The sequence below is a fragment of the Tessaracoccus bendigoensis DSM 12906 genome (genome assembly GCF_900141915.1).
GTDB lineage: Bacteria > Actinomycetota > Actinomycetes > Propionibacteriales > Propionibacteriaceae > Arachnia > Arachnia bendigoensis.
Window position 1 is genome coordinate 1 of the sequence record NZ_FQZG01000036.1, and the last position, 11688, is coordinate 11688.

At 67.4% G+C, this 11688-nt stretch carries 12 protein-coding genes; 1 reads left to right on the top strand and 11 read right to left on the bottom strand.

What is annotated here, in order from left to right; all coding sequences use genetic code 11:
* Positions 1–261 precede the first annotated feature (261 nt).
* Both BUC15_RS10565 and BUC15_RS10570 read right to left on the bottom strand, forming a co-directional pair.
* Positions 262–1461, bottom strand: a complete 1200-nt coding sequence (locus BUC15_RS10565) for a glycoside hydrolase family 3 N-terminal domain-containing protein (RefSeq protein WP_073188004.1) — start codon at positions 1459–1461, stop codon at positions 262–264.
* Entirely contained in the window at positions 1458–2861 is a 1404-nt protein-coding gene (locus BUC15_RS10570; protein ID WP_073188007.1) for a mycothione reductase, read from the bottom strand. The genes BUC15_RS10565 and BUC15_RS10570 overlap by 4 nt, the downstream gene beginning before the upstream one ends.
* Positions 2862–2991: 130 nt before the next feature.
* Here BUC15_RS10570 and BUC15_RS10575 point away from each other — a divergent pair, with 130 nt between their 5' ends.
* Positions 2992–3753 (top strand): SDR family NAD(P)-dependent oxidoreductase, encoded by a 762-nt coding sequence (locus BUC15_RS10575; RefSeq protein ID WP_073188009.1) that lies wholly within the window; start codon positions 2992–2994, stop codon positions 3751–3753.
* A 1-nt stretch (position 3754) separates the two neighbouring features.
* Here the strand turns inward: BUC15_RS10575 and BUC15_RS10580 are convergent, their stop codons facing one another.
* Genes BUC15_RS10580 through BUC15_RS10620 form a run of 9 tightly spaced genes read right to left on the bottom strand, consistent with a single transcriptional unit; the run spans position 3755 to position 11634 of the window.
* On the bottom strand, positions 3755–5203 hold the full coding sequence (locus BUC15_RS10580) for a GerMN domain-containing protein (protein ID WP_073188011.1): 1449 nt from the start codon (positions 5201–5203) through the stop codon (positions 3755–3757).
* A gap of 4 nt (positions 5204–5207) precedes the next feature.
* Entirely contained in the window at positions 5208–6119 is a 912-nt protein-coding gene (gene ccsB, locus BUC15_RS10585) for a c-type cytochrome biogenesis protein CcsB (RefSeq protein WP_073188014.1), read from the bottom strand.
* Positions 6106–7656 (bottom strand): cytochrome c biogenesis protein ResB, encoded by a 1551-nt coding sequence (gene resB / locus BUC15_RS10590; RefSeq protein ID WP_245787948.1) that lies wholly within the window; start codon positions 7654–7656, stop codon positions 6106–6108. The genes ccsB and resB overlap by 14 nt, the downstream gene beginning before the upstream one ends.
* Positions 7653–8363 carry a cytochrome c biogenesis CcdA family protein gene (locus BUC15_RS10595; protein ID WP_073188061.1) on the bottom strand — a complete coding sequence of 237 codons (711 nt, stop codon included), beginning with the start codon at positions 8361–8363 and terminating at the stop codon, positions 7653–7655. The genes resB and BUC15_RS10595 overlap by 4 nt, the downstream gene beginning before the upstream one ends.
* A gap of 41 nt (positions 8364–8404) precedes the next feature.
* Entirely contained in the window at positions 8405–8932 is a 528-nt protein-coding gene (locus BUC15_RS10600; RefSeq protein WP_073188065.1) for a redoxin domain-containing protein, read from the bottom strand.
* A 23-nt stretch (positions 8933–8955) separates the two neighbouring features.
* Complete coding sequence (locus BUC15_RS10605) at positions 8956–9612, bottom strand: histidine phosphatase family protein (protein ID WP_425443353.1); 657 nt, start codon at positions 9610–9612, stop codon at positions 8956–8958.
* A gap of 18 nt (positions 9613–9630) precedes the next feature.
* Positions 9631–11229: a uroporphyrinogen-III synthase gene (locus tag BUC15_RS10610; RefSeq protein ID WP_084189515.1), complete on the bottom strand. Its 1599-nt coding sequence runs from the start codon at positions 11227–11229 to the stop codon at positions 9631–9633.
* Between the two features lie 13 nt (positions 11230–11242).
* Complete coding sequence (locus tag BUC15_RS10615) at positions 11243–11533, bottom strand: glutaredoxin family protein (RefSeq protein ID WP_073188019.1); 291 nt, start codon at positions 11531–11533, stop codon at positions 11243–11245.
* The gene (locus BUC15_RS10620; RefSeq protein ID WP_042842924.1) at positions 11533–11634 is read right to left on the bottom strand and encodes a 30S ribosomal protein bS22; all 102 of its coding nucleotides are present in this window, start codon (positions 11632–11634) and stop codon (positions 11533–11535) included. The genes BUC15_RS10615 and BUC15_RS10620 overlap by 1 nt, the downstream gene beginning before the upstream one ends.
* Positions 11635–11688 lie beyond the last annotated feature (54 nt).

Sequence of the window (11688 nt, forward strand, 5' to 3'; positions counted from 1 at the left end):
AAGGTCACGATGGTTTCGTCACGGGCCGTTCGTTCCTCACGGCCCGGCTCAACCGACGCACAACCCGGCTCAACTGACGCGCGGCCCGGCTCAACTGACGCGCGGCCCGGCTCAACCCGCGGACCGGCTCAACCGGCGCGGGGAAAGTCTGTGGGGACGGTCACGATGGTTTCGTCACGGTCCCCGGCGCTCCGCGCGGTGGGACCGGCTCAACCGACGCGCGACCCGCCTCAACCGACGCGCGGTCCGGCTCAACCGACCTCAGCCGCAGTCCACCAAACCCGCAGACGCCTTCAACTCCAACACCCTCCCGGCCGACTCGGCGACCCGGGCCGCGAAACCCTCATCCGACCCCGCCAACTCGACCGTCGCGTCGGCCATCGCACCCATCAGCGCCGGGTCGGCATTGATCGCGATGTCTCCCCCAGCCTCGATGAACCTCACCCCGCGCTGCGCCGCGTCGACGCCCTTCACCGCCACGGCCGCGCCCAGATCGTCGGCGATCACGACACCGTCGTAGCCGAGGTCGCCCCTCAGCAGGTCCGTGATCACAGCCGAACTGAACACTCCCTCGTTGTCCGCATCGATCTTCTTGAACACGGCCGACGACACCATCACCGAATCGGCGCCCGCCTCGATCGCAGTCCTGAACGGTTCGATCTCCGGGCTGTCGGCCCCCACCTCGGTGTCCACGGCTGCCCCGAAGTCGGTGTTCGTCTCGACCAGTCCCAGGCCCGGGAAGTGCTTGACGGAGGTGAGCACCCCCGCATTGTGCATGCCCTCGATGAACTCCCCCACCTTCGCGCCGACCTGGGCCGGATCGCTGCCGTAGTCACGCTTCATCTTCCCGATGGGCGCGTTCGATGCCCGCCGATCCTCCGGGACGACGTCGGCCACCGGCGCGAGGTTGTAGTCGACCCCGGCGTCCTTCAGTTCTTTACCCCACGTCTCGGCCTCGACGGCCAACTCCCCCGACGCGAACCCGCCCTGCGTCCGGGCATCCGGGATGCGGGTGAAACCCTCACCCTGCAACCGCTGCACCGCACCACCCTCCTGATCGACGGCGACGAGGAGCGGCAGGTCTGCCGCACCGAGGCTGCCGAGCTCGGCCGTCAGGAGCCGGATGGGCTTGGACCCGGCAGAGGAGTTGCCGAGCAGCACCACAGAGCCGACCTGGTGGTCGACGATCGCCGAGCGGGTGTCCTCGTCGAGGCCCGCTGTGGAGACGCCGACCATGTACAGCTGGCCGACCTGGGATTCCAAGGGCAGGGCCGCGGCCAGGTCTGTGCAGGACAGGGGCTGCGCGGCCGGGGACGCTGCCTCCGCGGACCCCTGTTCGGCAGCGGTAGAGACCGAAGCCGACCCGCCTTCGGGCACGCCCTCGCCGGGTACCGGGGTCGGGGCGCAGGCCGCCAGGCCACCTACCGCAAGTAGAGCTATGGCGCCGATCCGGGCCCTCACCGGCTCAACTCGGCCGGTTGCTTGACTTCGAGCAGCCCCAGAAGCGCGTTCTCGACCACCTCGGGCAGCGCGGGATGGATCCAGTACTGCCCGCGGGCGAGGTCGGGCACCGTCTGCCCGAAACTCATCGCCTGGATGAGCGGCTGGATCAGCGTCGAGGCCTGCGGGCCGATGATGTGCGCGCCGAGCAGGTGCCAGGAACCTGGCGCGGCCAGGAGTTTGACGAAGTGCGACTCGTCCTCAAGCGCCCAGCCGTAAGCGACGTCCGCATAGCGCTGGCTGTAGGCGACATACGGAATCCCCCACTCCCGCAGTTGCTCTTCGGTCGCTCCGACGGCGGCGACCTGCGGGTTGCTGAAAACCGCGTTCGGCACATAGCGGTGATCCGTCTCGACCATGTCGTCAGGGTGCAACAGGTTGTGCTGCACGGTGCGGGCCTCGGCATTGGCCACGTGTTTCAGGAGGTAGTCCGAAGACACGTCACCGATCGCCCAGACGCCCTCCACGCTCGTGCGCTGCTGAGCGTCGACTCTGATCTGCCCGTGCTCCCCGGTGTCGATGCCCGCCGCTTCCAGATTCAGTGCCTCGGAGTTACGCTCCCGCCCGATCGCCACCAGAACCGCGTCAGCGAAGTACTCGTATTCGACGCCGTTGCGGTCGGTGGTGACCACCAGAACGCCGTCGCCCTCGTTCTCCACGGCAGAAAGAGACTGGTTGAGCCGCAGCCTCACCCTCCCCGCGAGTTGCTTCTGAAACTGGTCGGCAATCTCGCGGTCGTGGTGGCGCAGCAGCACGTCGGAGCGGTTGATCATCGTCACATCCGAACCCAGCCCCGAGAAGATGTGGGCGAACTCGGCCCCGATATAGCCGCCGCCGATGATCACCAGTCGTTGCGGGCGCTCATCGACGCGCATGATGTCGTCAGAGGTGAACACCTTCCCCGCGACGTCTTCGAGGCCGGGCACTTCAAGGCGTCGGGGCCGTGACCCCGTCGCGATCACGATCTGGTCGGCCGTGATCTCCTCCTCCCCGATCCGCAACGTGTGGGGGCCGGTGAAAGTTGCCTCACCGTGGAAGACGGTGACGTTGTCCGAGCGTTCGCGCCAGTCGAGCCCGCCCGCGGAAATGGCGTCGATCCGCCCGAAGATCCGATCACGGATGGCCGCCCAGTCGGCACCGACGAAGCGAAGGTCGACGCCCAACCGTTCGGCCTCCGCCGGGCTGACGCCGAAGTCGGCAGGCACCACGAACATCTTGGTCGGAATGCAACCCCGGTTGATGCAGGTGCCGCCGAACACGGGGTCTCGCTCGATCAGGGCGACGTTCCAGTCGGCGAACCGCTCATCGATCAGCGAGTTCCCGGATCCGGAGCCGATCACGGCCAGGTCAAAATGCTGCATGGCGCCCATTCTGTCACGGCAACGCCAGCCAGTCCCGACCACCTACCACCCGTGTCGGGCCACCACTTGAACCACTCCTACCCCTCGATGCCTTGTGGGACGGGGGCGAGGCCCCGGTAGGGTTGGGCCCATGAGCAGATCTTGGGCCGTGGTAACCGGAGCGTCGAGCGGGCTGGGCGTCGCGTACGCCGAGCGCGTGGCATCGATGGGGACCAACGTCGTGTTGTCGGCGAGGCGCGCAGACCTCCTCGAATCCGTCGCGGCCGACCTCCGCGAACGGTTCAACGTCGACACCCGGACGGTGACGGCAGACCTGGGCGACCAGGACCAGCGCCAGACCCTGATCGCCGAGTTGCAGGAACTGGACGTGGCCTACCTGATCAACAACGCCGGGTTCGGCACGATGGGCGAATTCGCCGAGGCCGACCCCGACCGGATGGCCGACGAACTGAACCTGAACGTGGTCGCACTGACCGACCTGACCCGCGCGGCGGTTCCCGGGATGATCGCACGCCGCCGCGGCGCCGTCATCAACGTCGCGTCTTCCGCCGCTTTCCAACCGGTCCCCAATATGGCCGTCTATGCGGCATCGAAGGCCTACGTGCTCCGCTTCACCACCGCGTTGTGGGATGAGTTGCGCCCCACGGGCGTGCGGGCGCTGGCGATCTGCCCCGGCCCCACCGACACTTCCTTCTTCACCAACGCGGGAAACGATGAGGTGATGTCGAATCGGCGCACGCCTTCCCAGGTCGTCGACACCACCTTCAAGGCGCTCCGGCAGCATCGCCCCTATATCGTCGACGGCGGCGGCAACGTCGCGATGGCGTTCGCCACCCGTTTCGCCCCCGCCGGGCTACAGACGAAGTTGGCCAAGCTCGTGGCAACCAACTGAGTCACACGACCTCAAAGGTCTTGGTCTCAACCACACCGCTGGTCGGGGCCGCCTCGATCCGGACGCTCACCTCATAGGTGCCGACCGGCAGCTCGATGTTGAAGCTCCAGGAACGCCAGCCATCCTGATTCGCACCGGAGGCCGTCTGCGCCTGTTCTTCAGCCACGACCCTCCCAGTCGAGGTGTCCGTCACCCTGACCATCGGCTCCCCGTAGCCGGGTTTGACCGTGCCGAAGATGCTGATGGGCCCGGCCCCCAGACGTGTGGAGTTGCGAGGCGAGGTGATCCACAGCGGCGGCATCGGCCCGATGCCTTCGGTGCGGAAGCCGGTCGTGCTGCGGAACTCATCCGGCGGGGCACCCCCTTCGGCCAGGAACCAGACGCTGACCTCCGGGTCCGCTACCAACTCGGTGACGGTGTAGACGACCTGGTCACGGGCAAGGGCCGCTACGTGCGCATCGTCGAAGTCCGCGTAGGCGTCGGCGGAAAGATCGATCACCACCGCCCCATGCGTCTGCTGGACCCTCAGCACCGTCCCCGCATTCCAGAGCGACTCGTAGTCGGGGTCGGCCGGCGGCACCGTCAGCAACGCCTCGACCGCGGTGGCCACCAGATCTCCAGTGGAGTTGAGGTCGCGTAGCTCCCGGTAGAGCGCCCGGTCCTGGCGCCCCACGTAGTAGATGGGAATGCCTCTCACCTGGGCCGCCACCGAGCGGCTCGACCCAGGTTGGGACGCCGGGGGCGGTGGCGCCCCCGTCGGCTCGTCCGGTGTCACAGGCGGGGCGCTCACCGCCGCCAGCAGCAACCCGAGGACCACTGCGACAACGGTCAGCACCACGACCAGTCTCGGCCCCACCAAGAGCCGACCGGAATCCCCCAACTGCTCCAACTCGAGCGCCAACGTCGCGGTTCCCGGTGCCTGCACCGAGCGGGCTGCTGCGCGCAGCGAAGCCGTGACCTCCTGCGAGAGCGCTTCAAGCCCGGCAGGAGGCGCGGCGCCGCCGTCGGTCGTGTTCGCGCGCAGCGTTGCCCGCGCGATCTCAAGCCGCTGATTGCAGTCGCGAAGCGACATCCGCATGATGCCCGCCAACGTTGGCCCGAACACCGAAAGATAGTGGCTGACGACCATCAGCTCGGCCATCCTGGGTGGCAAGGCACTGAGCGCGGTGAGCAGCGCAGCCTGCTCCGGGTCGTCGACTGTCGGTAGGAGCAACGGCTGGTCGGGGGGCCTGACCGCCCGGGCTGCGTGGATCACCTGCTCTTGCAGAAACTCGACACGCTCGGCTGGGTCGATGATCCGGTGCCCTCGCCGGTGCAGCGCGAGAAGGGCACCCCGCACGATCCTGCCGGATTGTTCCTCGGCGCCGAGCAGTACCACGAGCCGGTGCAGGGTGGCGCCCTGCTGCTCGTAAAGGTGGACCAGCCAGTCCGACCCCTCCTCGGCGGCCATTCAGCTAGATCCCCGAATAGGAGTGCAACCCACTGAACAACAGATTGACACCGATGAAGTTGAACCAGAATGCGATCACACCCACGATCGCGATGATGGCGACCGGGCGGCCCCGCCAACCAGCCGTGGCCCGGGCGTGGAGGTAGGCGACGTAGATGATCCACGTGATGAGCGACCAGGTCTCCTTCGGGTCCCAGTTCCAGAACCGTCCCCATGCATACTGAGCCCAGATCGCGCCCGCGACAATGGTGAACGTCCACAGCGGCACTGCGAAGGCGTGCAGGCGGTACGAGATCAGGTCAAGGCGCTTAGCGGAGGGCACCTTTGCCAGATACCCGGCCACCTCGGTGCCCCTCTCGACGGCCCGTCGCTCTGCCCCGTCCCTGATCAGGTAGAGGACCGAGGTCAACGCCCCGATGTTGAAGGCAGCCCCGGCGATACAGGCGGCGACGATGTGGATGACGAACCAGACGCTGTGCAGCGCAGGCACGAGGGGTGCGACGTCGACATAGAACGCGGTGACGGCGACCCCGAGCCCGATGGTGAAGACCAGATTCGCACCCAATCCGAGCCACCGCATCCCGAACCTGAAGGCCAGCACCAGGTAGAGCAGCGCCCCGAAGGCCAGCGCCGCGGTGACGAACTCGTACATGTTGCCCCATGGCGCCCGGTTGGCCGCCAAGCCCCGCAGCACGACGGCGGACAGGTGCAGCGCCGCGCCGATGGTCGTGACGAAGAGGCCCAGCCTGCCGAAGAAGTCGACCCGGGTGCGGGCCACATCCTCGCTGCCGTCGCCTGGGCGGACCGGCGCGAGCCCCCTCGCCGACGCCCATTCCAGTGAACAGAGCGCAAACGCCAGGAGATACAGCACGGCCGCCGTCACCATTGCGGTGTAGGACCATTCAGACAGCGTCACGGGTCGACTCCTCGTTGCCACCCGGGCCGTCCGGCCCGGGTCTATCGCCGGTTGTGGCGGCGAGCAGGCCCGCCACCTCGTCCTCGAGACCGGACGCGGCGTCGGTCCGGTCGAGTCCGCCCACTGTAGCCATCTGGTCTGTGATTCGCACGAACAGTCTCCGGGGACGGACGGTGAGGCTCACGCTGAGCCCGGCGACCCCGACGGCGATGCTGATCAGAGTCAACAGGTTGCCGGGGGTCTGGCTCACCTGCAGCTTGACCCAACGTTGCCACCCGTCGAAGGTGATCGAGCCGAGCCCATCCGGCAGGGTCATGCCGCCCCCGACGGCGAGCGCCGCGCGTAGCGGCTCCCCCTCATCACCTTCAACCTGTCGGAGACCCGTCGTGTTGAGGGAATAGACGGATTCGGGGACGCCGCTCTCCTCCTGCGGGTCGCCGACCCACGCGTTGAGGTAGACCTCAGGGTTGAGCGCATCGGGAAACACCGAGTGCGGGCCCTGCTCGTCGAGAACGGCAGTGGGGTAGAAGAACGCCTCGAAGGCGAGCCGCTGAGGCCGGGCGTCCGGCACCTTGATCACCCCGACCGAGGCGAAGTTGCCGTCCTGGGGCAGGAACACGACGGGCCCGCTGAAGGCGACGTCGCCGTTTCCGTCACGCACGGTGAAGGACGGCGCATAACCGTGGCCGAGCAGGTTCACCTGAGATCCGCCTGCGGTGGTGACCGGCTTGTTGACGGTGATCAGCGCGTCGCGTTCCCCGGCCGAATCGGTGACCGTGACCTGCGCGTCAAACCGCCGGGCGGCCCCCCTTTGGACCTCGCCCATCTCGAACTCGGCGGTGAAACTGTTCACGTCGATGGAGAACTGCTCAAGCTCGTCGGTGTCGACCAGGGTGCCCGAGGTGAAGTCGTCGTACTGGGTGATCACGTTGCTGAACCCGCGGCCCTCGACGACCACCGCCGTGCCGTGGAAGCCGAACAGGTTCGACCAGGCCAGCCCCAGGAGCACCACCACGAGCGACGTGTGGAAGACAAGGTTGCCTGCCTCACGCAGGTAGCCGCGTTCGGCGCTGATGCCCTCGGCGGTGCGACGGATCCGGTACCGCTTCGCCTTCAGGAAGGCCTCGGCGCCGTCGAGTGCCGGTTCGACGGCGCCAGCCACGGTGCCGGTGGCCGACTCGGGCAGTCGCTCGATCCGCGCGGGGAGCTTTGGCGGCGGTTGCCGGAGCGCGCGGAAATACTTCGCGACGCGGGGCAGGATGCAACCGATGAGGGAGGCGAACAGCAGCAGGTAGACCGCGGAGAACCCTGCCGAGGTGTAGACGTGGTACATCCCGAGAGGCTCCAACACCTTGTCAAGGGTCGGATGCTCGTTCTTGAAGTCGATCACCGAGATCGGCGAGACGCTGTTCTGCGGAATCATCGATCCTGGGATCGCCGCGAGGGCCAGCAGGAAGAGCAGGGCCAGCGCGGTGCGCATGCTGGTGAGCTGGCCCCAGGCCCACCGGATGAACTGAGCTACCGGGTTGCCCTTCACAGGATCGTTCCAAACTCAGAGGCCCATTGCCGAAGCCCGGCCATCAGCCAGTCCCACAGCCCGGTCACCATCGCGACCCCGACCAGGATCATCGCGACCCCACCGATCCGCTGGATGAGCACCTGGTGCCGTTTCAACCAGCCGAGCTTCGGGGCCAGCGCGGTGAAGGCCACGGCGAACACCAGCAGCGGGATACCGAGCCCCAGCGCATAGGCGAACGCCAGCACGCCGCCCCTGAACGCGGAACCCTCGTTGAGTGCCAGGGTGAGCACCACCGAGAGGGCGGGCCCGATGCAAGGCGTCCATCCCAGGCCGAACACCACGCCCAGCAGGGGCGATGCCCACACGCCCAGCCGCGGCGCGACGGAAGGTCGCCAGCCCGACGGTGCCGGCAGCCAGCCTGCGAACGCGGCACCCAGCACGATGATCACCGCGCCCAGCACGATCGTGATGATCCTGGCGTTGGTGAGCAGCGTGGCGCCGATCCCCCCGATCACCGCGCCGGTTAGCACGAACACGATGGAGAACCCGAGGATGAAACCGAGGGTGCCGCACACAAGCAGCCGCTTCGGCCCGCTCCCCTCGGCGATCTCGGCGGTGCCGAGACCGGAGGCGTAGCTGAGGTAGCCGGGCAACAGCGGAAGCACGCAGGGTGAGGCGAACGAAACCAGGCCCGCAAGCATCGCGACCGGGACCGCCACGAGCATCGACGAGGTCAGCGCGTCACTTGCCCAGCTTTCGAGCGGCATCAGGAGCCTGCCCTGACGTCTTCGACGATGCCCTTGAGGGTGCCCGCATCGACCGACCCCAGAACCCTGGCAGCGACCCGGCCCTCTTCGTCGATCACGACGGTGCTGGGGATCGCCTTGGGCGGCAACTGGTCGAACCCGAGGAGCAGCCGACCGTCGGGGTCGAAGATGCTTGGGTACTCGACGCCGAAGGCGCGCTCAAAGGCCAGTGCCGGCGCCTCGTCGTTCTCCTTGGTGTTGATCCCGAGGAAGGCCACGTCGGCGAGTTCCTGGCTTGCCTTCACGAGTTCGGGGGCCTCCGCGCGGCAGGGCGCACACCAGGAGCCCCACACGTTGACGACGATGACCTGGCCCGCGAAGTCCGCCGTCGAAACCTCACCACCGTCCAGCGTCGGCCCGCTGAGGATCGGTGCCGCTACCCGGTGTTCGACCGGAACGATCGTGAAGGTGCCATCGCCCGCGACGAAACCGGCCCCAGAACTCTCCCCACCTTCTGAGGCGCCAGAGCAGGCTGTCAGGAGCAGCATCGCGAAGACCGCGACGAGACGCTTCACGTGCCGACCTTGAACTTGCGTTTCGTGGTCGCAGGCAGGAGTTCAGCCACCGGTTCGGCATAGTCGACTCCGGTGACGAGGCCGTCGCGGATGGTAAACGATGTGACAGAACAGAGCGTGCATTGACGGCGGCGCGGGTCGTGGACGAACGAACGATGCTCGGCCTCCCGCCTCGCGATCCAGATCGGGAGTTGGTGGCTCACGACGAGGGCCTGCCCACCGGGGCCGGCCGAAACCGCCGCTTCAAGGATCGCCGCACGCATCCGGGCCGCCACGTCCTTGTACGGCTCACCCCAACTTGGCCGCAGAGGGTTGCGCATGTGCCAGAACATCTTCGGGTTACGCAAAGCGGCATTGTCGCGCCCGAACACCATGCCTTCGAAACGGTTGTCGGCCTCGACGACCCGCTCGTCGGGCACGATCATGAGGTCGGGGTGCCTTGCCGCCGTCGGCGCCATCGTTTCCTGGGCCCGTTGCAGTGGCGAGCACCGCAGGTGCGTCAGTGGGACGTCGGCCCAGTAGCGGCCCATCCGCTCGGCCATCTCACGGCCAAGCTCGGAGAGCCCGAAGCCGGGCAGCCTGCCGTACAGCACCCCCGTCGGGTTCTCGACCTGGCCGTGCCGCATGACGTGAACGATGCTCGCGTTTTCCACGCCACTCACCTTATTAGGCTATTGCCCTGCTTCAACAACCTTACGACGCTTCCGCCGCTTGCGCTGGGAAGGTTTGGTCACCGGAAGCCCGGCCGAGACCTGGTCGGCGCGTCGACGGTCGGCGAAGCGGGCCAGCCCCTCCGCGACCGACTCGAACGTCGGCGTGTCGGCAAGCACATCGACGTGCATGCCGTGCATGTCGCATGCGGCGGCGGTCGCCGGCCCGATCGCAGCCACGACCGTGGCGGCATGCGGCTTGCCCGCGATCCCGATCATGTTGCGCACCGCCGTCGCAGAGGTGAACACCACGGCGTCGAACATGCCGGTCTTGATGTCGTCGCGGACCTCTGCCGGTGGCGGCGCGGCGCGAACGGTGCGGTAAGCAGTGACCTCCTCCACATCCCAGCCGAGGCGCCCGAGCCCGACGAGCAAGGGCTCTACGGCCACGTCAGCGCTGGGCACCAGGACACGGTTGAGGGGGTCGATCAGGTCGTCGTAGGCGGGAAACTCGTTGGCCAGGGCCCCGGTGGTGTTTTCGACGACCGGGGTCAGGTCGGGCACGAGCCCGAGCCGGGCCAGTGCCTCTGTCGTCCCGCTGCCGACCGCCGCGAGGCTGACGCCCGACAACGCCCGGGAGTCGAGCCCGTACTCCTGCAGCCGCTCCGAGATGGCGGTCACGGCATGTGGTGAGGTGAACACGAGCCAGAGGTAGCGTCCGTCGACGAGGCCGCGGACCGCCTTCTCCATGGCCTGTTCGGTACGCGGCGGCTCGATCGACATGGTTGCGACGATCTCGCTGGTGGCGCCGTAGTGGTCGAGTTCCTCGACGAGGGACGACACGTCGTCCTTGGTGCGGGGCACCACTATCCGCCAGTCGAAAAGGGGTTTTCTTTCGAACCAGGAGAAGCGGTTGCGATGGCTGTCATCCACGCCCGGGCCGATGATGAAGAAGCGCTCGGCGTCATCGGTGTCGGTCAACGCGGCCCAGGTCGTCAGCTCGCTCGACTGTGAGGTCGTGCCCATCCTTTGAAGCGACAGGACCGCCCCGTCGCGCCCGAAACGCTCGCTCGCCGTCTCGGCGAGGCTGCGGGAGTCGGCACCGCGGGCACGGATGATGAGGGTCGCCGCCGACGGCCACTCCTGCGCGGCCGGGATGCCGAGGATGGCATCGAGCGCAGCGAACGAGGCGGAAGCCGTCACTGCGCCATAGGAAAGCGCGGCGCTCCACCGGTTTACCCCTGGCACGACGTTGGCGTGCAACCCGGCCTGGGAGAGCACCTCGGACAACACCGAGTCCGCGTCGGCATCGGTAAAGTAGTCGCCACCGTGCAGGCGCACGACTTTCAGCCCCTGGGCGATCGAACGCAGGATGAGCCCGGTGTCGCCGTCACCCTTCGAACACCTGATCTGCGCGTGCGCGCTCACGAGGGTGCGGACGTGCTCGGCGTCCATGTCGGGATCGACGACGATCACGTCGGCGAATCGCAGGGCCCGGGAACCCGAGAGGGTCAGGAGACCGAGGTCGCCCGGCCCGGAGCCGACGAAGGTGACTGACCCGCTCGTCGCTTCAAGTTCCGGTGGCGTCGCCGGGGACATCGGATACAAAGACTCGGTCACAGGGGGTTTCCGTTCAGTGGTGCGCCAGCAGCCAGTCGTCGGTCATGATTCTTGGTTTGCCTCGTGCGAGGGCCACACGCAGGGCCGCGTCATCGACGAACCAATAGCCGAGCAGTTCCTGATCGACGAAGGTCACCGGCACATGATCGGTGTACTTCTCCCGGAGCCGCTCGTCGTCGTCGACGTCGAGTTCGCGCCAGCCCACTCCGAGTTCCTCGCAAATCCTGCGCACCACGGCCCCGGCCTCCACACACAGATGGCAGCCGGCGCGGGTCAGGAGCAGGACCCGAGGATCCTGAGGCACTACTTGCCGGCGCGACGACGCTGGATACGAGTGCGCTTCAGGAGCTTGCGGTGCTTCTTCTTGGCCATCCGCTTGCGCCGCTTCTTGATAACAGAACCCACTGTTTGCCTTTCATCGCCGGAAGGCGAGCCCTCCGGATGGAATACTCTGGCCAG

What these genes read in the sequence shown, in the direction of transcription:
- BUC15_RS10600 (WP_073188065.1), bottom strand. Translation starts at nt 8,932, where the DNA reads ATGCTGCTCCTGACAGCCTGCTCTGGCGCCTCAGAAGGTGGGGAGAGT.
- BUC15_RS10580 (WP_073188011.1), bottom strand. Translation starts at nt 5,203, where the DNA reads ATGGCCGCCGAGGAGGGGTCGGACTGGCTGGTCCACCTTTACGAGCAG.
- BUC15_RS10575 (WP_073188009.1), top strand. Translation starts at nt 2,992, where the DNA reads ATGAGCAGATCTTGGGCCGTGGTAACCGGAGCGTCGAGCGGGCTGGGC.
- BUC15_RS10595 (WP_073188061.1), bottom strand. Translation starts at nt 8,363, where the DNA reads ATGCTCGTGGCGGTCCCGGTCGCGATGCTTGCGGGCCTGGTTTCGTTC.
- BUC15_RS10570 (WP_073188007.1), bottom strand. Translation starts at nt 2,861, where the DNA reads ATGCAGCATTTTGACCTGGCCGTGATCGGCTCCGGATCCGGGAACTCG.